The organism is Bradyrhizobium sp. USDA 4516 (assembly GCF_054055915.1).
Window position 1 is genome coordinate 5,867,539 of record NZ_JBSRXT010000001.1, and the last position, 20,268, is coordinate 5,887,806.

Sequence of the window (20,268 nt, forward strand, 5' to 3'; positions counted from 1 at the left end):
TCAACCCCTCAGCCGCGGGTTGACGAGGATGTAGGCGATGTCGGCGATCAGGTTGAGCGTGATGTAGATCGTCGCCGTGGTCAGCACCACGCCCTGCACGACCGCATAGTCGCGGTTGAACACGGCATCGACGATCAGCTTGCCGAAGCCCGGGATCGAGAAGATTTGCTCAGTGAGCACCGCGCCCGACAGCAGCGTGCCGAGCTCGAGCGCGCCGAGCGTGATGATCGGCGTCAGCGCGTTGCGCATCGCATGCTTGAGGATCACGGTGCGCTCGGACAGGCCCTTGGCGCGCGCGGTGCGGACATAGTCGCTCTCCAGCACCTGCAGCATCGCGCTTCGCGTATGCCGCATCAGGATCGCCGCGATCGCATTGCCGAGCACGAAGGCCGGCATGACCGATGCGGCGAGGCTCGCGCGCCAGTTTTCGCTGAGCGGCACGTAGCCGGAGGCCGGCAGCCAGCCAAGTTCGACGGAGAACAGGAAGATCAGCATGATGCCGAGCCAGAAATTCGGCGTCGAGATACCCCACAGCGCGAACAAATTGGCGCCATAGTCCCACGCGGTGCCGATTTTCACCGCCGAGATGATGCCGGCGGGAATGCCGATCAGGAAGGCGACCACGATCGCCATGCCGGCGATTTGCATCGTAACCGGCAGCTTCTGCGCGATCAGGCTCGACACCGGCATCTTGTTGCGCAGTGACTCGCCGAGGTCGCCCGTGAGCACGCCCTTGACCCAATAGGCGTATTGCACCGGGATCGGTTGATCCAAATGGTATTGCTGGCGGATCTGTTCGATGACGGCCGGATCGCGCTCCTCGCCGGCCATGACGAGTGCCGGATCGCCGGGCAGCAAATGTTGCAGCGAGAAGATCAGGAGCGAGACGAAGAACAGCGTCGGGACCAGCTGAACCAGCCGCTTGGCGAGGAAGTTCAGCATTGTCGGCCTCGCGTGTCCTGCGCTGTGGCGATCATTTCAATTTCAGCCCGACCACGCGCACCAATCCGTCCGGCATCTGCCGGTAACCCGCGACTTTTGTGGAATGCGCGATCAGGAGTGTGCGGTGATAGAGATAGATGATCGGCTCGTCATTGAGCACGATCCTGGTCATCTTCTCGTAGATTGCCTTGCGCTGGGCGGGATCGTTGATCAGCCGTGCATCTTCCATCAGCTTGTCGGCTTCCGCGTTAGAATAGCCGCCATCGTTCTGCGGCGCCTTGGTGTGCAGGAAGACATAGGAATTGCCGTCGGGATCGATCCGGCCGCTCCAGTTGATCTGAAACACCTGAAATTCGCCGGCCTGGGCCTGCTTGAAAGTCGTCGCGAATTCGACCACGCGGATCTTGATGTCAAAGCCGGCTTCGGCCGCCATCGACTGCACGACCTGGGCTACGGCTTCGTTCTCGGCGCCTTTGGGGACCATGTAGTCGATGGCGACGGGCAGCGTGACACCGGCCTCCTTCAGCAGCGCCTTGGCCTTGGCAATGTCGCGTCCCCGAACCGGAAACGCCTTCTGATAGTAAGGGTGTGTCGGGCTGACCCACTGATTGCCCGGCGTGAACTCGCCGTTGAAGACGACCTGGTTGAGCGCCTCGCGGTCGATCGACAGATCGAGCGCCTGGCGCACCTTTTCCGACTGGCTGAGCGGCCCCTTGCTCTTGTCGTTGCCGACGTTGATGGTGAGGCCGAGGTACCCGAGTTCAGGTGCGGTCGACAGCACGAGCCGCTTGTCACCTCGGACGTCCTTGATATCGGTGGCGAGCACGCGCTCGATCAGATCGAGCCCGCCGGATTTCAGATTGGCGAGCCGCACCGTGGCATCGACGATAGGAAGGAACACGATGCGATCGATGAAGACGTTGTCCTTGTTCCAGTAATCCCCGAATTTCTCGAACACCATGCGGTCCTGCTGCACGCGTTCGACGAACTTGTAGGGTCCGGCGCAGACTGGATGCAGTCCGAATTTGTCACCCGCTTCCTTCACCGCCTTCGGCGAAACCATCATGCCGGCGCGGTCGGTCAACTGGGCGATCAGCGGCGAGTAGGGCGTCTTGAGCACCAGCTTGATGGTCAGGGGATCAACGACGTCGACGTGGTCGAGAGCAGCCAATTCCGGTTTGCGAAACGAGGTCGGCAGTGTCAGATGGCGCTCCAGCGAGAATTTGGCGGCTTCGGCGTCGAACGGCTCACCGTCGTGGAACTTGACGCCCGGCCGGAGCTTGATCGTCATCTCCTTGCCGTCGGCCGAGTTCTCGTAGGACAGCGCGAGTTGCGGAACGATGTTCAGCTTCTCGTCGATGTCGAACAGCTTGTCGCAGAAGGCTGAAAAGACGATGCGGCCGACATAGGTGCGTCCGATTGAAGGATCGAGGATGTCCGGGTCCTCGGCGAGCCCGATGCGGAGTGTCGTCTCGGCACGCGCGCTCGTTCCGCACCAGGTCACGAGGGCCGCCATCAGGACCGCCAAGCGCCAAAATCTCATCGCCAACCCCTTGTTCCCTACGCCTCTGTTCCCTGTGAAATAACCCCGGGCTGTCCCGAGGCTTCCGCCGCATTGAACGCCGCCACCAGCTTTTCCAGTGTCGGCGAGAACCCGCCATCGGAGGGCACGATCGCCTCCGCGCCGGGCAGCTCGCCCGTCCGGTGACAGGCCGTTGCATATCCGGTGCCATCTTCGCGCAATTGCGGCACTTCGCTGCGGCAGCGCGCGATCGCATAGGGACAGCGGGTATGGAAGCGGCAGCCGGAGGGCGGATTGAGCGCGCTCGGCAACTCGCCCTCGAGCACGATGCGGCTGCGCCTGGCGCGCGGCTTCGGCACCGGGATCGCCGATAGCAGCGCACGGCTGTAGGGATGGCGCGGGGCCGCGAACAGCGCCTGTGCATCGGCGGTCTCGACGATGGTGCCGAGATTCATCACGGCGACGCGATCGGCGATGTGCTTCACGACGGCGAGATCGTGCGAGACGAAGATATAGGCGAGCTTCAGGCGGTCCTGCAGGTCGCGCAGCAAGTTCAGGATCTGCGAGCGGATCGAGACGTCGAGCGCCGACACCGGCTCGTCGCAGATGATCAGCTTCGGCTCGACCGCGAGCGCGCGGGCAATCGCGATGCGCTGGCGCTGGCCGCCGGAGAATTCGTGCGGATAGCGCCGCGCAAAGCGCGGCTCGAGCCCGACCAGACGCAGCAGCTCCTCGACCCGCGCGCGGCGGTCCGCGGCCGGGACGAGATTGTGCAGCGCCAGTGGCTCGGTCAGGATCTGGCTCACCGTCATGCGCGGGTTGAGCGAGGCGTAGGGGTCCTGGAAGATCAGCTGCGCGTCGCGGCGGAATGCGCGGAGCTGCTCGGCATTGAGCGTGCCGAGGTCGCGGCCTTCGAAGCGGATCCGTCCGGCATCCCGCTCGATCAGCCGCAGCACCAGCCGGCTGACGGTGGATTTGCCGCAGCCGGATTCGCCGACCAGCGCTAGCGTCTTGCCGGCCTCGACCGTGAAGCTGACGCCGTCGACCGCCTTCACATGGGCGGTCGGCCGGCCGAACAGCGAGCGTTCGGCGACGAAATGCTTCACCAGCCCTTCGACCTCGAGCAGCGCCGTCATGACACCAGCCGCTCCAGCGGCGCGCGGATGCAGCGCGAGGCGTGGGTCGGGCTCAGCAGCGCGAGCGGCGGCGGCGATTTGGTGCAGGCATCCTCGACGAACGGACAGCGCGCGGCGAAGCGGCAGCCGGCGGGCGGGTTCGCCATGTTCGGCACCATGCCCTCGATGGTGGCGAGATGGCTGGTGCGGCGGTCGAGCCGCGGGATCGAGCCGAGCAGGCCGACCGTGTAGGGATGCTGCGGATTGGCAAACAGCTCGTCGACCGGCGCGCGCTCGACGATTTCGCCGGCATACATCACCGCGACCTCGTCGCAGACTTCGGCGACGACGCCGAGATCGTGGGTGATCAGGATGATCGCGGCGCCGCTCGCGGCCTTCAGCTCCCGCATCAGATCGAGGATCTGCGCCTGCAAGGTGACGTCGAGTGCGGTGGTCGGCTCGTCGGCGATCAGAAGCTGCGGGTCGCAAGCCAGCGCCATCGCGATCATCACGCGCTGGCGCATGCCGCCGGACAGCTTGTGCGGAAACTCGTCGATGCGTTTCTCGGGCGAGGGAATATGCACGCGGCGCAGCAGCTCGATGGTGCGTTCGCGCGCCGTGCGGCGGGAGCCGCCGCGATGGCGCAGAATCGTCTCCGTAATCTGGTCGCCGATGGTAAAGCTCGGATTGAGCGAGGTCATCGGCTCCTGGAAGATCATCGCGAGGCGATCGCCGCGCAGGTCGCGCAACGTCTCGTCCGGCACCTCGAGCAGGTCGAAGCCGTCGAAGCGGATCGCGCCGGACACCGCGGCGGATTGCTTCGGCAACAGCCCCATGATCGCGAGCGAGGTCACGCTCTTGCCGCAGCCGGACTCGCCGACCAGTCCGAGCGTGGCGCCCTTGGCGACGGAGAGATCGACGCTGTCGACGGCATGCGTGGTGCGGCCGTCATCGCCCTGGAAGGTGACGCGCAGGCCTTCGATCTCGATCAGCGGGCCTGCTGTCATTTACGGCTCGTGGTTGCCGCCGCGATGCCGGCGTCGATGGTGGCGCGATCGCTGGTTCCGGCCGGGTTGTCGCGGGTCGGCATGAAGCTCCGGAATGGCGCCCAGTGCTCGCGGCTGACGGCCTCCAGCCGCTCCAGCTCGCGCAGGGGATCGGCGTGGTCGTCGACGCGCAGGTCGAGCAATGGCCATTCCTCCGCGCCGTGGATCAGAAGAGCCGCCGATTGCTTGCCGCGCTTGTCGCCGCCGGCCGCTTCGCCGGCGAACATCGCCTTGATCAGCCGCTCCGCGAACGGCAGCTTCTCGTTCTCGGCATAAACGCGCGCGGTCTCGTCGAGCACCGCGGGGCCGGCCAGCATGTTGCCGGCGATCGAGAACCCGTCGCCGGCGATATGGCCGAACCAGTCGATGCAGTCCTTGCCGGAATGCGCCGCGATGCGGCCCCTGACGTCCATGACGTGGAGCTGCCGGCTTTCGCGGCCGCTGTCGGGCGCAATCAGCGCCGCGATCACCTCATGCGGGCTGTCGCCGCTGCGTAACAGCGCGAGGCCGTCGATGCCGTAATAAGGATTGACCAGCGCCTGCGTCGCCACCGCGCCGATTGCGGGTGCGATGTGCGGCACCAGCGCGCCGACCGCGAAGAACCGCGTCGCGACGGCGATGCCGAGCTGGCCGGTGGCGCTGTCACGGGCGATGATCGACCAGGTCATCTCAAACCTTCGTGTCTAGCGGCCTGCGGCGTAACCCTGCATGCCGCGCGGGTTGGCGGCGGCGCGGCGGCGGCCACCGACCTTCGAGGCCGCGGTGAGGCGGCCTTCCGACCAATCTGGACCAATCTCGACCACATGGCCGCGGCGTTTCAATTCGTCGACGGTCGATTTCGGCACGCGGTTTTCCAGCACCAGGACGCCGGGCCGCGAGGTGCGCGGCCAGAACGAGATCGGGAAATGCTCGGAGTGCCAGGCCGGCGCGTCGATCGCCTCCTGCAGATTGAGCCTGGCGTGGACATGGCGCAGGAAGAACTGCGTGATCCACTGGTCCTGCTGATCGCCGCCCGGCGAGCCCCAGGAGAGATACGGTTCGCCGTCGCGCAGCGCCATGGTCGGCGAGAGTGTGGTGCGCGGCCGCTTGCCCGGCGCGAGCGAAGCAGGGTGGTTCTCCTCGAGCCAGAACATCTGGGCGCGGCTGCCGAGGCAGAAACCGATCTCGGGAATCACCGGCGAGGACTGCAGCCAGCCGCCGGACGGCGTCGCCGAGATCATGTTGCCGGCCTTGTCGATGATGTCGAAATGCACGGTGTCGCCGCGCACTTCGCCGAACCGGCCGACGGTCGGCTCGCCCGCGCCCATGGCGCCGACCGCTTCACGATGCCCTTCGGCGTGTCGCAACTTCACAACGCCGCCGAAGCCCTCGACCGAGCCGGGGCGGAAGTCGAGCGACGCCTTGTCTTTTGAGATCAGCTTGCGCCGTTCGTTGTTATAGGCATCGGACAGCAGCGTTTCGATCGGGATCTCGGTGAATTTCGGGTCGCCGTAGAAGGTCTCGCGATCGGCATAGGCGAGCTTGGCGGCTTCGATCTGCAAATGGATGAAGTCGGGGCCTGCGGGATCGAGCCCGTCGAGCTCAAAACCTTTCAGCAGCGCGAGCTGCTGCAGCATCACCGGACCCTGGCTCCAGACCCCGGCCTTCTGCACGGTGTAGCGGCCGTAGTCGTAGGTGAGCGGCGCCTCGATGGTCGGTTGCCAGCGCGCCATGTCGTCGGCCGACAGCACGCCGCGGTGTGGCGAGCCGGAGACGTCCATCACCTCCTGGGTGCGGCAGAACTTGTCGATCGCCTCGGCGACGAAGCCCTTCGACCAGGCTTGCCGCGCGCGCTCGATCTGCGCCACGCGATCGCCGCCGGCGCTCTCCGCCTCGGTCAGGATGCGTGCGTACGTCTCCGCGAGCTTCTTGTTGGTGAAGATGGTGCCGGGCTTCGGCACCTCGCCATTTGGCAAATAGACGTCGGCCGATGTGGTCCAGTATTTCCGGAACAGCTGTTCGACGGTCTTGATGGTGGCCGATGCACGCTCGACCAGCGGATAGCCGTCGCGCGCGTAGGCGATCGCGGGCTCCAGCACGTCGCGCAGCTTCAAGGTGCCGTAGTCGCGCAGCAGCAGCATCCAGGATTCGAATGTGCCGGGCACGCAGGCCGCAAGCAGGCCGGTGCCGGGCACCATCTCGAGGCCCTCGCTGCGATAATGCGCGATGGTTGCCTTCGCCGGCGCCGGGCCCTGGCCGCAGATCACTTCGCTTTTGCCGCGCTTGACGTCGTGCACGATGATCGGAACGTCGCCGCCGGGGCCGTTCAGATGCGGCTCGACCACCTGTAGCGTGAAGGCGGTGGCTACTCCGGCGTCAAAGGCGTTGCCGCCTTTCTCCAGCGTTGCCATGCCAACCGCGGTGGCGATCCAGTGCGTCGAAGTGACGACGCCGAAGGTGCCTTCGATCTCGGGCCGGGTTGTGAACGGATCGGGGTTGATGTTGCTCATGGCGATTGACCGTTCGTCGGTTTGTTGTTGGGCCTCTTTGGCGGCCGCACTTGATCACAGGCCGGCTGGTATGCCAACCGCTTGGTGCACATGGCCGCTCCCATCCTCGTGATCATGCCGGAACGACGGCGGGACTGTTGACGGCATGGCAGGCGACGCCGTCGATCAGTTCCGGCGTCTTCTGGCGGCAGAGATCGAAGGCGAGGGGACAGCGTGGGTTGAACGAGCAGCCCGGCGGCGGATCGATCGGGTTGGGAATTTCGCCCTTCACCGGAATACGCTGCCGGCCGGACATCGCAAGATCCGGAACCGCGCCGAGCAGCATCTTCGTGTAGGGCATCCGCGGGTTCTCGAACAATTCTCGCCCTTCGGCGATCTCGACGATGCGGCCGAGATACATCACGCCGATCCGGCTCGCCATGTGGCGGACGACCGCGAGATTGTGGCTGATGAAGAGATAGGTGAGGCCGAACTTGTCCTGCAGGTCGCGCATCAGGTTGAGGATCTGCGCCTGCACGGAGACGTCGAGCGCCGAGGTCGGCTCATCGCAGACGATGAACTCGGCTTCCGATGCCAGCGCGCGGGCGATCGCGATGCGCTGGCGCTGGCCGCCGGAAAATTCGTGCGGGAATTTTTGGCCGTCGTCGGGGTGCAGGCCGACCAGCGAGAGCAATTCGCCGACCCGGGCCTTGACGTCGCGCTCGCCCTGGATCAGGTCGAAAGCGCGGATCGGCTCGGCGACGATGGCGGCGACCCGGTAGCGCGGATTGAGGCTCGCATAGGGATCCTGGAAAACCATCTGGATGCGCCGGCGCAGCCGGCGGCGCGCCTGGCCCTGCCGCGGATCGGTCATCGAGACGCCGTCGATGACGACCTCGCCCGAGCTCGGCGGCAGCAGGCCGACGACCATGCGCGCGACGGTCGTCTTGCCGGAACCGGATTCGCCGACCAGCGCGAAGGTCTCGCCGCGCTTGATGTCGAAGGAGACGCCGTCGACGGCTTTCAGGAATTCGAGATGGCCGCCCTCGATCACGCGGTTGAGCCACGGCTTGGAGACGTCGAAGACGCGGCGCAGGTTCCTGACCTCGATCAATGTTCCGCTCATGCCGCCGTCTCCTTCGCCGGCTCGAACAGATGACAGGCAACGAACTGCGTGCCCTGCCGGATCGGCTCGGGGCGTTCGACGTGGCAGCGATCGAAGGCAAACGCGCAGCGCGGATTGAACGGGCAGCCCGGCGGAATCGCCGACAGCCGCGGCATCGAGCCGGGGATTTGCACCAGGCGCTTGTCCTCGCCGGCAAGCGTCGGGATCGCGCCCATCAGGCCCCTGGCGTAGGGATGCAGCGGATTACGCACCACCTCCTGCACCGGGCCGATCTCGGCGATGCGGCCGGAATACATCACCGCAACGCGGTCACAGGTCTCGGCGATCACGCCCATGTCGTGGGTCACCAGCATCACCGCGGTGCCGTGGTCGCGGCCGAGGCGCTTGATCAGCGCGATGATCTGCGCCTGCACGGAGACGTCGAGCGCGGTGGTCGGCTCGTCGGCGATGATCAGTTCGGGCTCGGCGCAGATCGCAAGCGCGATGACGACGCGCTGGCGCATGCCGCCGGAGAATTCGTGCGGGTAGCCGTCGATGCGCTTCTCCGGCGCTGGAATGCCCACTTCGGCCAACAGATCGATGGCGCGCCTGCGCGCGGCGCTCTCGCTCAGATTGCTGTGGGTGCGAATGGTCTCGATGATCTGGTCGCCGATCCGGTAGAGCGGATTGAGGCTGGTCAGCGGATCCTGGAAGATCATGCCGATCCGCCTGCCCCTGATGCGGCGGATCTCCTCCGGCGGCAGATGGTCGATCCGCGTGCCCGAGAGCTCGATCTCGCCGCCAGAAATCCGCCCGGGCGGATCGATCAGCCCGATCACGGCAAGGCCGGTGACCGATTTGCCGGCGCCGGACTCGCCGACCACGCCGAGCACCTCGCCCTTGGCGATGTCGAATGACACGCCGTTGATGGCGCGCAAGGTCGCACGGCGGGTGACGAATTCCACCTCGAGATTGCGCACGGAAAGAACAGGCTTGGTCATCGGAGCTTCGGATTGAGGGCGTCGCGCAGCCAGTCGCCGAGCAGGTTGATGGAGAGGATCAGGCCGGCCAGCGCAATGCCGGGGAAGGCGACGATCCACCATTCGCCGGCGAACAGATAGTTGTTGCCGATCCGGATCAGGGTGCCGAGCGAGGGCATGGTGTCGGGCATGCCGGCGCCAAGGAACGACAGCGTCGCCTCGGTGATGATCGCGAGCGCGAGGTTGATGGTGGCGATGACGAGGATCGGGCCCATCGTGTTGGGCAGCACGTGCCGCAGCATGATCTTCGGCGCCGGCAGGCCGATCAGCTGCGCCGCGGCCACGTAATCCTTGTTCTTCTCGACCATCACCGAACCGCGCACGGTGCGGGCATATTGCACCCAGAAACTGAGGCCGATCGCGATGATCAGGACGCCGAGCGTGCTCATCTCGTCGAGCCGGCTGCCGAGCACCGATTTGGCGACGCCGTTGATCAGCAGCGCGATCAGGATCGCGGGGAAGGTGAGCTGTACGTCGGCGATCCGCATGATCATGGTGTCCACCACGCCGCCGAAATAACCTGCGATCAGCCCGAGGGCGATGCCGAGCGCGCCGGCAAAGACCACGCCGGCCAGGCCGACCGCAAGCGAGATGCGCAGGCCGTAGAGGATCGCCGAGAGCACGTCACGGCCCTGCTCGTCGGTGCCGAGCAGGAACGGGCTCTGGCCGTCGGCGGTCCACAGCGGCGCGATCCGCGAGTTGATCAGCTGCAGCTGTGCCGGGTCGAACGGGTTCTGCACCGCGAGCCATGATGCGAAGATTGCGAGCAGAAAGAACAGCAGCGTAATGACGGCGGCGACCATCGTCAGCCTGGAGCGACGGAACGAATAGAAGATGTCGCTGTCGAGCGCGCGCCTGAACCAGCCGGCAGGGGCCTGGTGGCCTTGGGAACGATGGGGGACGACGGCATCGGACATCGGTCAGCCCTCACGCCGCGCGGCCGACGGTCGAGCGCAAGCGCGGATCGACCACGGTGTAGAGGATGTCGACCACGAGATTGATGGTGACGAAGATCAGCGAGACCATCAACAGATATGCGGCCATGATCGGGATATCGACATTTTGCACGGCCTGCACGAACAGAAGTCCCATGCCCGGCCATTGGAACACGGTTTCGGTGATGATCGAGAAAGCAATAACCGAGCCAAACTGCAGGCCGGCCACCGTGATGACCGGAACCAGGGTGTTCTTCAGCGCATGGCCGAAATGGATTGCGCGCGTGGTCAGCCCGCGGGCGCGGGCGAACCGGATATAGTCGGTCCGCAGCACTTCCAGCATTTCGGCGCGCACCAGCCGCATGATCAGGGTCATCTGGAACAGCCCGAGCGTGATCGCCGGCATGATCAGCGCCTTCAGGCCCGAGACGGTCAGCAGTCCGGTGGTCCACCAGCCGAGCTTCACCACCTCGCCGCGGCCGAAGGAGGGCAGCCAGCCCAGCGTCACCGCGAACAGATAGATCAGGAGGATGCCGATCAGGAAGGTCGGCAGCGAAATGCCGATCAGCGATACCGCCTGGAATAATTTGGCAAGCACGGTGTCGCGGCGCAGCGCCGAATAGACCCCCATCAGGATGCCGGCCACCATCGCGAACAGCGTGGCGCAGATCGAAAGCTCCAGCGTCGCCGGCAGCCGCTCCGCCAGCAGCGAGGAGACCGGCAGGCGGAACTGGTAGGACACGCCGAACTTGAACTGCAGCGCATTGATGAAGTAGCGGCCGAACTGCACCAGCACGGGATCGTCAAGGCCGAGCGAGTGCCGGATTTCGGCGCGCTGCGCGGCCGAGGTGTCGATCGAGACGATCTGGTTCACCGGGTCGCCGGCGAAACGGAACATCGCGAACGCGATCACGCCCACGGCGAGCATCACGCCGATCGCCTGCAGGAAGCGGCGAAGAGTGAAAGCCAGCATCTCTACCTTTCACTGCCTTTGACATTCGGCGCGCGGCTTTGCGCGGCCGGAAAACGCGAGGTCCCGGAAGCCTGCGCTTCCGGGACCCAATTCGCCAAAGCCACTATTCACCCTGCTTGGTCGCCCAGTAGAGCAGCACCTGGTTGTCCGCGCGCTGGGTCAATTTGACCTTTTTCGACACGCCCCACACCAGCGGTTGCTGATGCAGCGGAATGTAGCCGTAATCCTTGATGACGATGTCGTAGGCCTGCTTGATCAACTGGTCGCGCTTGGCAGTGTCGCCCTCGATCAGGACCTTGTCGGTGAGCGCGTCGACTTCCTTGTTGCAATAGCCGCCGAGATTGGCCTCGCCCCTTGTGGCATCCTTCGGATCGTCGCGGCAGCCGAGGATGTCGTGCAGCACGTTGTGCGAGTCGGAGGTCGCGGGCGTCCAGCCCAGCATGAAGAACGAGGTCTGGTAGCCGCCGGGCTTCAGCACCTTGGCGAAATACTGCGCTTTCGGCTGCGCCAGCAGGTTCACCTTGACGCCGATGCGGGCCAGCATGCCGACCACCGCCTGGCAGATCGCGGCGTCGTTGACATAGCGGTCGTTCGGGCAGTCCATCGTGACTTCGAAGCCGTTCGGATAGCCGGCGTCGGCCAGCAGCTTCTTAGCACCATCAGGATCGAGCTTCGGCCGGGTGAATTCCTTCGACAGCGGATAGAGCTCGGGGGCGATCATCAACGTCGAAGGGGTCGACATGCCGCGCATGACGCGGGTCTTGATCAGATCGACGTCGATCGTCTTGTAGAAGGCTTCGCGGACGCGGATGTCCTTGAACGGATTCTTGCCCTTGACGTTGGAATACAGCAGCTCGTCGCGCGCCGTATCCATGCCGATGAAGATGGTGCGAATCTCCGGCGCGGTCATGACGGTGGCGACGCCGCTGGAATTGACGCGCTGGATGTCCTGCAGCGGAACCGGTTCGATCACGTCGACTTCGCCCGAGAGCAGCGCGGCAACGCGGGTGGCGTCGGAGCCGATCGGGGTGAAGATGATCTCCTTGAGATTATGCTCGGGCTTGCGCCAATAGCCGGAAAACGCCTTGAACACGGTCTTCACGCCGGGCTGGTGGCTCTCGATCGTGAAGGGGCCGGTGCCGTTCTCGTGCAGCGCCGCGTAGCTCGGCGTGGTCGCGGAGGCCGGCGTCGGTGCAACCGAGTTGTTCTCCTCGCTCCACTTCTTGTCCATGATGTACCAGCTATCCCACTGCGAGATCAGGATGGGATTGGGCGAGTCGAGCGTTACGTCGACGGTGTAGTCGTCGACCTTACTGAACTTGGCGTCGGCCGGGACGTTGCTGAGGAAGTTGGAGCCCTTGGCGCGGACGCGCTCGGCCGAGAACAGCACGTCGTCGGCGGTGAAGGGATCGCCATTGTGGAATTTCACGCCCTTGCGCAGATGGAAGCGCCATTTGGTCGGGCTCAGCGTCTCCCAGCTTTCCGCCAGGGCCGGAATGATCTTGAGGTCCTTGTCGCGCGCGGTGAGGCCTTCGTAGACGTGGGCGTGGTGCGCGATCGTCGTGGTTTCCTTCAGCGTGTAGGGATCCAGCGACTTCAACTCGCCCTGGTTCGCATACTTCAACGTTTGGGCCGATGCCGGCAAAGCAAAGGCGACGAGTGCGGCGACAGTGGCCGCAAACAAACTCCAACGTCCCGACATGTAATCCCGCGTCCCCGTTTTTGTCCGCCGGCTGCTTTGTCCGGCTGGTATTATTGATCCATGTTGCCAGAGTTTACCGGCCGCGCAAGCGCGATTTGCCAAAGGGTTAACCCATCCGCGCGGGTGCAGCGCAATGAACCGGCTTGGAGAGTAGGCTGTTGGCGCGAACGCGTGACATTCGACTTTCGGAGTGCCGCTTGTCGGTCACGGGAATGATCACCGGCGCGCCTCGAGCAACCGCTCCAAACGGTTTGGTTGACCATAACGGATGATTGAGGCCGACTGCCCCCCGGGGCAGGTACGGCTCGCTTGCGCAACTCGCCCCGTCCCGGCGATACTGTGGCGGGCCAAGGCGCATTTGAGGAGGCGGATATGAAAGTCAACGTCGAGATAGATTGTACGCCCCTCGAAGCGCGGCAATTCTTCGGCCTGCCGGATGTGGGACCGATGCAGACCGCGGTGATGGACAAGCTGCAGCAGCAGATGACGTCGAACATCGACAAGATCTCACCGGAATCGCTGATGCAGAGCTGGTTCACCTTCGATCCCAAGCTCGCCGAACGCTTCCAGGACATGTTCGTGGCGATGGCCGGCTTCGGCGGCACGAGCAAGAAGAAATAGTGACCGACATGGACAGGAGCGTTGATGGGACCGAACGCCGGTTGCGCCCGCCGAGCCTGTTCCTGATGCTGGCGGAGGCGCGCGGCGTGCTCGAACTCAATTCGAGCCTGCTGCTGTCGCCCCTCCTGATGCAGGCGCCGAAGGGCGATGGTCATCCGGTGCTGGCGCTGCCGGGCTTCCTTGCCAGCGACCTTTCGATGGCGCCGATGCGGCGCTATCTCAAGGAGCTCGGCTACGACGCCTATGCCTGGAACATGGGCCGCAATTTCGGCGGGATTTCCAGCAGGCGAGCTGCGCTGCGCGACCTGCTGAAGCGGGTCCATGAGGCGACCGGGCGCAAGGTCTCGATCATCGGCTGGAGCCTCGGCGGCGTCTATGCGCGCGACCTGGCGTTGCAGATGCCGGAGCTGGTGCGCTCCATCATCACGCTGGGCAGCCCGTTCGCCGACGACATCCGCGCCACCAATGCGACGCGGCTCTATGAGCTCTTGTCCGGCGAAGCTGTCGACGACATCCCTGAGATCCGCGCCGCGATCGCCGGCGACATGCCGGTGCCGACGACCTCGATCTATTCCCGCACCGATGGCATCGTGAACTGGCGGACCTCGCGCGTGCGGCCGTCGGCCACCGCCAAGAACATCGAGGTGCATTTCGCCAGCCATATCGGCCTCGGCGTCAATCCCGCGGCGCTGTGGGCGATTGCGGACCGGTTGGCCCAGCCGGAAGGGGAATTCCGGCATTTTGACCGCTCGGGCCCCTTTGCCATTGCCTACGGGCCGGCAGAACAGGCACTATCCTGACCAAACGACGAGAAGCGCCGCCCAAGGCGCCCGCGTAAGTAGGCTCTCGGGAGGAGATCATGAGCGACGCCAAGAAGCTGTCCTCGCTGGACGCATCGTTTCTCTATCTGGAAACGCCGGAAATGCCGATGCATGTCGGCAGCATGGCGATCTTCCGCCTGCCCGACGGCTACAAGGGCGACTTCTTCGAGGAGTTCAAGGCGATGATCGCCTCGCGGCTGCACATCGCGCCGATCCTCAAGGCGCGGCTGCAGAAGGCGCCGCTCGACATCGATCATCCGTCCTGGGTCGAGGACGACCAGTTCGACATCGACCGTCACATCTTCCGCGCCAGCCTGCCGGCGCCGCGCGATCGCGCGACACTGGAGCGCATCGTCGGCTGGATGCACGCCAAGCTGTTGAACCGCGCCCGCCCGCTCTGGGAGTTCTACGTCTTCGAGGGCATGAAGGACAACGAGATCGGGCTCTATTCCAAGATGCACCATGCCTGCATCGACGGCGGCGCCGGTGCGGCGCTGACCAGCATGATCTACGACCTGACGCCGGTGCCGCGCGAGATCGAGCCGCCGAGCGCGAAGAAGGTCGCGCAGGAACCGCGCGACATCGCGGCCAATCTGATCGATGCCTATCAGCAACTCTGGACCCAGCCGTTCGAGGCGGCCGCCGCCGCGCAGAAGAGCCTGGAGCTGCCGCGTTCCGGCAAGAGCGACCTCGGCTCGATCCTGTTCGACAACGCCATGTTCCAGATCGAGAGCGCGGTGAAGTTCGCCGGCTCCATGCCGACGGTCATGAAGAGCCTGTCCGACGTCGTCGCCAAGGTCGCCGATCCGAGATCGCGCGAGAGCCTGCAGGCGATGTCCTCGCCGCCGACCATCCTCAACAAGGCGATCTCGTCCGAGCGCAGCTTTGCCGGCACCTCGATCTCGCTGTCGCGGGCCAAGGCACTGGCGAAGGCGTCCGGCGGCAAGCTCAACGACGTCGTGCTGGCGCTCGCCTCCGGCGTGGTGCGGCGCTATCTGATCAGCCAGGGCGCGCTGCCGAACAAGTCGCTGACGGCAGGCGTTCCGATCTCGCTGCGCGAGGAGGGCAACGCCGAATCCAACAACCAGGTGTTCGGCATGATCTGCTCGATCGCGACCGACATCGAAAACCCAAGGAAGCGGCTCGAAACCATCATCGCGCAGTCGACCAAGTCCAAGGAGATGTCGCATCCGCTGCGCGCCCTGGTGCCGCAGGTCACCAACATCTCGCTGCTGGGCGCGCCGATCCTGGTGCAGATCCTGGCGCTGCTCTACAGCCGCTCCGACCTCTCCAACGTGCTGCCGCCGGCCACCAACATCACGGTCTCGAACGTGCCGGGGCCGCGGCAGACGCTGTATGCGGCCGGTGCCGAGCTGCTGCACATCTTCCCGGTTTCGATCTCGACCCACGGCGTGGCGCTCAACATCACCGTGCAGAGCTACCGCGATCAGCTCGATTTCGGCTTCATCGTGGGCGCCAACATCATTCCCCACGTGCAGGTGATGTGCGACATGCTGCCGCTCGAGTTCGATGTCCTCGAGGCGGCGTTCGCTCCCCCGCCCGCGGACATCAAGGGCGCAGCCGAATAAGGATCCCTGTCGATGATTGAGATGCCACCGCTGCAGTTCGCCGAGACGAACGGCATCCGCATGGGGTTTTATGAAGCAGGCCCCAAGACCGACACGCCGCCGGTGGTGCTGTGCCACGGCTGGCCTGAACTGGCGTTCTCCTGGCGCCACCAGATCAAGGCGCTGGGCGAGGCCGGCATCCGGGTGATTGCGCCGGATCAGCGCGGCTATGGCGCGACCGACCGGCCGGAGCCGGTCGAGGCCTACGACATGGAGCACCTGACCGGCGATCTCGTCGGCCTGCTCGACCATCTCAAGATCGACAAGGCCATCTTCGTCGGTCACGACTGGGGCGGCTTTGTCGTCTGGCAGATGCCGCTCAGGCATCCTGCGCGGGTCGCCGGCGTCGTCGGCGTCAACACGCCGCATTGGGATCGTGCGCCGATGGACCCGATCGCGCTGTTCCGCCAGCGCTTCGGCGACCACATGTACATCGTCCAGTTCCAGGATCCGGCGCGCGAGCCCGACCGCATCTTCGGCAGCCGCGTCGAGCAGACCTTCGACGCCTTCATGCGCAAGCCGGTGCCGCGTCCGGCGGATGCGCCACCCGAACAGCCGATCGCCGGCGTCGGCGCCTCGGCGCGGCTCAACCTGGCGTTTCCGCAGATGATCGCGAATTACGACGCCAAGCATGATCCGCGCACGCCGATCCTGTCCGCGGACGAGAAAAAGGTGTTCGTCGACACCTTCACCAAGACCGGCTTCACCGGCGGCATCAACTGGTATCGCAATTTCACCCGCAACTGGGAGCGCTCGGCCGGGCTGGACCATCACGTCCGGGTGCCGTCGCTGATGATCATGGCCGAGAACGACGCGGTGCTGCCGCCCTCGGCCGCCGACGGCATGGAGCGGCTGGTGCCGGACCTCGAGAAGTACCTGGTCAAGGACAGCGGCCATTGGACGCAGCAGGAAAAGCCTGACGAAGTCAGCGCGAAGCTGATCGAATGGCGCAGAAAGCGGTTTGGGTGACGATGACGTCGTCATTCCGGGGCGATGCGCAGCATCGAACCCGGAATCTCGAGATTCCGGGTCTGGTCCTTCGGACCATCCCGGAATGACTGAGGTTAGAGGGGGTAATCTCAACATGGCGTCCGGCAATAGACTGAGTCCGATTCCGCATCCGCCGACGAAGCCGGTGGTCGGCAACATGCTGTCGCTGGACTCGACCGCGCCGGTGCAGCATCTCGTCAAGCTCTCCAAGGAGCTCGGACCGATCTTCTGGCTCGACATGATGGGCGCGCCGCTCGTGATCGTGTCCGGCCACGATCTCGTCGACGAGCTCTCCGACGAGAAGCGCTTCGACAAGGCGGTGCGCGGCTCGCTGCGCCGGGTGCGTGCGGTCGGCGGCGACGGCCTGTTCACCGCCGACACTAAGGAGCCGAACTGGAGCAAGGCGCACAACATCCTGATGCAGCCGTTCGGCAACCGCGCCATGCAGTCGTACCACCCGAGCATGGTCGACATTGCCGAGCAGTTGGTCAAGAAATGGGAGCGCCTTAACGCCGACGAGGAGATCGAGGTCGTCCACGACATGACGGCGCTCACCCTCGACACCATCGGCCTCTGCGGCTTCGACTACCGCTTCAATTCATTCTACCGCCGCGACTACCACCCGTTCGTGGAATCGCTGGTGCGATCGCTCGAAACCATCATGATGACCCGCGGCCTGCCGCTCGAGGGTCTGTGGATGCAGAAGCGGCGCAAGACGCTGGCCGACGACGTCGGCTTCATGAACAAGATGGTCGACGAGATCATCGCCGAGCGGCGCGGCAGCACCGCCGCGACCGACGACAAGAAGGACATGCTGGCGGCGATGATGACCGGCGTCGACCGCGCCACCGGCGAGCAGCTCGACGACGTCAACATCCGCTACCAGATCAACACCTTCCTGATCGCCGGCCACGAGACCACCAGCGGCCTGTTGTCGTGCACGATCTACGCGCTGCTGAAGCACCCGGAGGTGCTGAAGAAGGCCTATGAGGAGGTCGATCGCGTCCTCGGTCCCGACGTCAATGCGCGGCCGACCTATCAGCAGGTGACCCAACTCACCTATATCACGCAATGCCTGAAGGAGGCGCTGCGGCTGTGGCCGCCGGCGCCGGCCTACGGCATCGCGCCGCTCAACGATGAGATGATCGGCGGCAAGTACAAGCTGAAGAAGAACACCTTCATCACCATCCTGGTGATGGCGCTGCATCGCGATCCCAGCGTCTGGGGTCCGAACCCCGACGTGTTCGATCCCGAGAATTTCAGCCGTGAGGCGGAGGCCAAGCGCCCGATCAATGCCTGGAAGCCGTTCGGCAACGGCCAGCGCGCCTGCATCGGCCGCGGCTTTGCCATGCACGAGGCGGCGCTGGCGATCGGGATGATCCTGCAACGCTTCAAGCTGATCGACGTGCATCGCTACCAGATGCATCTGAAGGAGACGCTGACCGTCAAGCCGGATGGCTTCAGGATCAAGGTGCGGCCGCGCGACGACAAGGACCGCGGCGCGTTCGCCGGCAGCACGGGCGCGGTTGCGGCCGCGCCGAAGGCTCCGCGCGCGCCGACCACGCGTCCCGGCCACAACACGCCGATGCTGGTGCTCTACGGCTCCAATCTCGGCTCCGCCGAGGAACTGGCGACCCGCATGGCCGATCTGTCGGAGATCAACGGCTTCGCGACGCGGCTGGGTCCGCTGGACGATTATGTGGGCAAGCTGCCGGAGGAGGGCGGCGTGCTGATCATCTGCGCCTCCTATAATGGCGCGGCGCCCGACAACGCGACGCAGTTCGTCAAATGGCTCGACAGCGACCTGCCGAAGGATGCCTTCGCCAAGGTCCGCTACGCGGTGTTCGGCTGCGGCAACAGCGATTGGGCGGCGACCTACCAGTCGGTGCCGCGCTTCATCGACGAGCAGCTCACCAAACATGGCGCGCGCGCCGTCTATCCGCGCGGCGAGGGCGACGCGCGCAGCGATCTCGACGGCCAGTTCCAGAAATGGTTCCCGGAGGCGGCCAAGGTCGCGACCAAGGAATTCGGCATCGACTGGAATTTCACCCGCACCGCCGAGGACGAACCGCTCTACGCGATCGAGCCGGTGGCGCAGGGTGCGGTCAATACCATCGTGACACAGGGCGGCGCGGTGCCGATGAAGGTGCTCGCCAATAGCGAGCTGCAGACCAAGGCAGGCGCTCATCCGTCGGAGCGTTCGACCCGGCATATCGAGGTCGAGCTGCCGTCCAGTCTGAAATACCGCGTCGGCGATCATCTCAGCGTGGTGCCGCGCAACGATCCTACATTGGTCGATTCCGTTGCGCGCCGCTTCGGCTTCCTGCCGGCCGACCAGATCCGTCTGCAGGTCTCGGAAGGCCGCCGCGCGCAACTGCCGGTCGGCAACGCCGTGTCGGTCGGACGGCTGCTCACCGAGTTCGTCGAGCTGCAGCAGGTCGCGACCCGCAAGCAGATCCAGATCATGGCCGAGCACACTCGCTGCCCGGTGACCAAGCCGAAGCTGATGGCCTATGTCGGGGACGACGATGCCTCGGCCGCGCGCTATCGCGCCGACGTCTTGGCGAAGCGCAAATCGGTATTTGACCTGCTCGAGGAATATCCGGCCTGCGAGCTGCCGTTCCACCTCTATCTCGAAATGCTGTCGCTGCTGGCGCCGCGCTATTATTCGATCTCGTCGTCTCCGGCCGGCGAGGCGCAGCGCTGCAGCGTCACCGTGGGCGTGGTGGAGGCGCCGGCAAGTTCCGGCCGCGGCATCTACAAGGGCGTCTGCTCGAACTACCTGGCGCGCCGCCGCGCCGGCGACACCGTCCACGCCACCATCAAGGAGACCAAGGCCGGCTTCCGCCTGCCGGACGACAACGCCGTGCCGATCATCATGATCGGGCCGGGCACCGGGCTCGCACCGTTCCGTGGCTTCCTGCAGGAGCGCGCCGCGCGCAAGGCGCAGGGCGCGACGCTGGGGCCGGCGATGCTGTTCTTCGGCTGCCGGCACCCCGAGCAGGACTTCATCTATGCGGATGAGCTGAAGGCGTTCGCAGCCGACGGCGTCAGTGAACTCCACACCGCCTTCTCGCGTGCCGATGGCCCGAAGACCTATGTGCAGCACCTCGTTGCCGCGCAGAAGGACCGGGTTTGGGAGCTGATCCAGAAGGGCGCGATCGTCTATGTCTGCGGCGACGGTGGCAGGATGGAGCCCGACGTCAAGGCGACCCTGATGTCGATCTATCGCGAGCGCACCGGTGTCGACACTGACGCCGCCGCGTGCTGGATCGAGGAAATGGGCACCAGGAACCGCTACGTGCTCGACGTCTGGGCAGGTGGGTAGGCTCACGCCTTCGTAGCCCGGATGAAGCGAAG

Annotated in this window: 16 protein-coding genes; 5 read left to right on the top strand and 11 right to left on the bottom strand. The window is 65.1% G+C overall.

Annotation, left to right across the window (positions count from 1 at the left end; genetic code table 11):
* The 11 genes from ACVI1L_RS26725 to ACVI1L_RS26775 form a co-directional block, all read right to left on the bottom strand.
* Entirely contained in the window at positions 1-942 is a 942-nt protein-coding gene (locus ACVI1L_RS26725) for an ABC transporter permease (protein ID WP_016842919.1), read from the bottom strand.
* Positions 943-973: 31 nt separating this feature from the next.
* Positions 974-2,485, bottom strand: a complete 1,512-nt coding sequence (locus tag ACVI1L_RS26730) for an ABC transporter substrate-binding protein (protein WP_141340829.1) — start codon at positions 2,483-2,485, stop codon at positions 974-976.
* A gap of 17 nt (positions 2,486-2,502) precedes the next feature.
* Positions 2,503-3,600, bottom strand: a complete 1,098-nt coding sequence (locus ACVI1L_RS26735; protein ID WP_456784277.1) for an ABC transporter ATP-binding protein — start codon at positions 3,598-3,600, stop codon at positions 2,503-2,505.
* A complete protein-coding gene (locus ACVI1L_RS26740; protein WP_456784278.1) occupies positions 3,597-4,586 on the bottom strand; it encodes an ABC transporter ATP-binding protein in 990 nt (329 codons plus the stop codon). Before ACVI1L_RS26740 ends, ACVI1L_RS26735 begins: the two co-directional genes overlap by 4 nt.
* Complete coding sequence (locus tag ACVI1L_RS26745) at positions 4,583-5,293, bottom strand: DUF1028 domain-containing protein (protein ID WP_456784279.1); 711 nt, start codon at positions 5,291-5,293, stop codon at positions 4,583-4,585. The genes ACVI1L_RS26740 and ACVI1L_RS26745 overlap by 4 nt, the downstream gene beginning before the upstream one ends.
* Before the next feature lie 15 nt (positions 5,294-5,308).
* A complete protein-coding gene (locus ACVI1L_RS26750; protein WP_456784280.1) occupies positions 5,309-7,114 on the bottom strand; it encodes a gamma-glutamyltransferase family protein in 1,806 nt (601 codons plus the stop codon).
* A gap of 112 nt (positions 7,115-7,226) precedes the next feature.
* A complete protein-coding gene (locus ACVI1L_RS26755) occupies positions 7,227-8,219 on the bottom strand; it encodes an ABC transporter ATP-binding protein (protein ID WP_076827127.1) in 993 nt (330 codons plus the stop codon).
* Positions 8,216-9,199 (bottom strand): ABC transporter ATP-binding protein, encoded by a 984-nt coding sequence (locus tag ACVI1L_RS26760; RefSeq protein ID WP_141340834.1) that lies wholly within the window; start codon positions 9,197-9,199, stop codon positions 8,216-8,218. Before ACVI1L_RS26760 ends, ACVI1L_RS26755 begins: the two co-directional genes overlap by 4 nt.
* On the bottom strand, positions 9,196-10,155 hold the full coding sequence (locus ACVI1L_RS26765; protein WP_456784281.1) for an ABC transporter permease: 960 nt from the start codon (positions 10,153-10,155) through the stop codon (positions 9,196-9,198). Before ACVI1L_RS26765 ends, ACVI1L_RS26760 begins: the two co-directional genes overlap by 4 nt.
* A 10-nt stretch (positions 10,156-10,165) precedes the next feature.
* A complete protein-coding gene (locus ACVI1L_RS26770; RefSeq protein ID WP_028331828.1) occupies positions 10,166-11,146 on the bottom strand; it encodes an ABC transporter permease in 981 nt (326 codons plus the stop codon).
* A gap of 103 nt (positions 11,147-11,249) precedes the next feature.
* Complete coding sequence (locus tag ACVI1L_RS26775; protein ID WP_456784282.1) at positions 11,250-12,848, bottom strand: ABC transporter substrate-binding protein; 1,599 nt, start codon at positions 12,846-12,848, stop codon at positions 11,250-11,252.
* Positions 12,849-13,220: 372 nt separating this feature from the next.
* Between ACVI1L_RS26775 and ACVI1L_RS26780 the strand changes: the two genes are divergently transcribed.
* The 5 genes from ACVI1L_RS26780 to ACVI1L_RS26800 all read left to right on the top strand — a co-directional run bounded on the left by ACVI1L_RS26780 (position 13,221) and on the right by ACVI1L_RS26800 (position 20,236).
* A complete protein-coding gene (locus ACVI1L_RS26780; RefSeq protein ID WP_057017614.1) occupies positions 13,221-13,469 on the top strand; it encodes a DUF6489 family protein in 249 nt (82 codons plus the stop codon).
* An 8-nt stretch (positions 13,470-13,477) separates the two neighbouring features.
* Positions 13,478-14,269, top strand: a complete 792-nt coding sequence (locus ACVI1L_RS26785; protein ID WP_456784283.1) for an esterase/lipase family protein — start codon at positions 13,478-13,480, stop codon at positions 14,267-14,269.
* A gap of 59 nt (positions 14,270-14,328) precedes the next feature.
* Entirely contained in the window at positions 14,329-15,879 is a 1,551-nt protein-coding gene (locus tag ACVI1L_RS26790) for a WS/DGAT/MGAT family O-acyltransferase (RefSeq protein ID WP_057017615.1), read from the top strand.
* A gap of 12 nt (positions 15,880-15,891) precedes the next feature.
* Positions 15,892-16,887 (top strand): alpha/beta fold hydrolase, encoded by a 996-nt coding sequence (locus ACVI1L_RS26795; RefSeq protein WP_141340839.1) that lies wholly within the window; start codon positions 15,892-15,894, stop codon positions 16,885-16,887.
* Between the two features lie 115 nt (positions 16,888-17,002).
* Positions 17,003-20,236, top strand: a complete 3,234-nt coding sequence (locus ACVI1L_RS26800) for a bifunctional cytochrome P450/NADPH--P450 reductase (protein ID WP_456785615.1) — start codon at positions 17,003-17,005, stop codon at positions 20,234-20,236.
* Positions 20,237-20,268: the final 32 nt, after the last annotated feature.

Excerpts from the sequence above, each read along its gene's own strand:
- ACVI1L_RS26725 (WP_016842919.1), bottom strand. The coding sequence starts at position 942 with ATGCTGAACTTCCTCGCCAAGCGGCTGGTTCAGCTGGTCCCGACGCTG.
- ACVI1L_RS26730 (WP_141340829.1), bottom strand. The coding sequence starts at position 2,485 with ATGAGATTTTGGCGCTTGGCGGTCCTGATGGCGGCCCTCGTGACCTGG.
- ACVI1L_RS26735 (WP_456784277.1), bottom strand. The coding sequence starts at position 3,600 with ATGACGGCGCTGCTCGAGGTCGAAGGGCTGGTGAAGCATTTCGTCGCC.
- ACVI1L_RS26740 (WP_456784278.1), bottom strand. The coding sequence starts at position 4,586 with ATGACAGCAGGCCCGCTGATCGAGATCGAAGGCCTGCGCGTCACCTTC.
- ACVI1L_RS26745 (WP_456784279.1), bottom strand. The coding sequence starts at position 5,293 with ATGACCTGGTCGATCATCGCCCGTGACAGCGCCACCGGCCAGCTCGGC.
- ACVI1L_RS26750 (WP_456784280.1), bottom strand. The coding sequence starts at position 7,114 with ATGAGCAACATCAACCCCGATCCGTTCACAACCCGGCCCGAGATCGAA.
- ACVI1L_RS26755 (WP_076827127.1), bottom strand. The coding sequence starts at position 8,219 with ATGAGCGGAACATTGATCGAGGTCAGGAACCTGCGCCGCGTCTTCGAC.
- ACVI1L_RS26760 (WP_141340834.1), bottom strand. The coding sequence starts at position 9,199 with ATGACCAAGCCTGTTCTTTCCGTGCGCAATCTCGAGGTGGAATTCGTC.
- ACVI1L_RS26765 (WP_456784281.1), bottom strand. The coding sequence starts at position 10,155 with ATGTCCGATGCCGTCGTCCCCCATCGTTCCCAAGGCCACCAGGCCCCT.
- ACVI1L_RS26770 (WP_028331828.1), bottom strand. The coding sequence starts at position 11,146 with ATGCTGGCTTTCACTCTTCGCCGCTTCCTGCAGGCGATCGGCGTGATG.
- ACVI1L_RS26775 (WP_456784282.1), bottom strand. The coding sequence starts at position 12,848 with ATGTCGGGACGTTGGAGTTTGTTTGCGGCCACTGTCGCCGCACTCGTC.
- ACVI1L_RS26780 (WP_057017614.1), top strand. The coding sequence starts at position 13,221 with ATGAAAGTCAACGTCGAGATAGATTGTACGCCCCTCGAAGCGCGGCAA.
- ACVI1L_RS26785 (WP_456784283.1), top strand. The coding sequence starts at position 13,478 with ATGGACAGGAGCGTTGATGGGACCGAACGCCGGTTGCGCCCGCCGAGC.
- ACVI1L_RS26790 (WP_057017615.1), top strand. The coding sequence starts at position 14,329 with ATGAGCGACGCCAAGAAGCTGTCCTCGCTGGACGCATCGTTTCTCTAT.
- ACVI1L_RS26795 (WP_141340839.1), top strand. The coding sequence starts at position 15,892 with ATGATTGAGATGCCACCGCTGCAGTTCGCCGAGACGAACGGCATCCGC.
- ACVI1L_RS26800 (WP_456785615.1), top strand. The coding sequence starts at position 17,003 with ATGGCGTCCGGCAATAGACTGAGTCCGATTCCGCATCCGCCGACGAAG.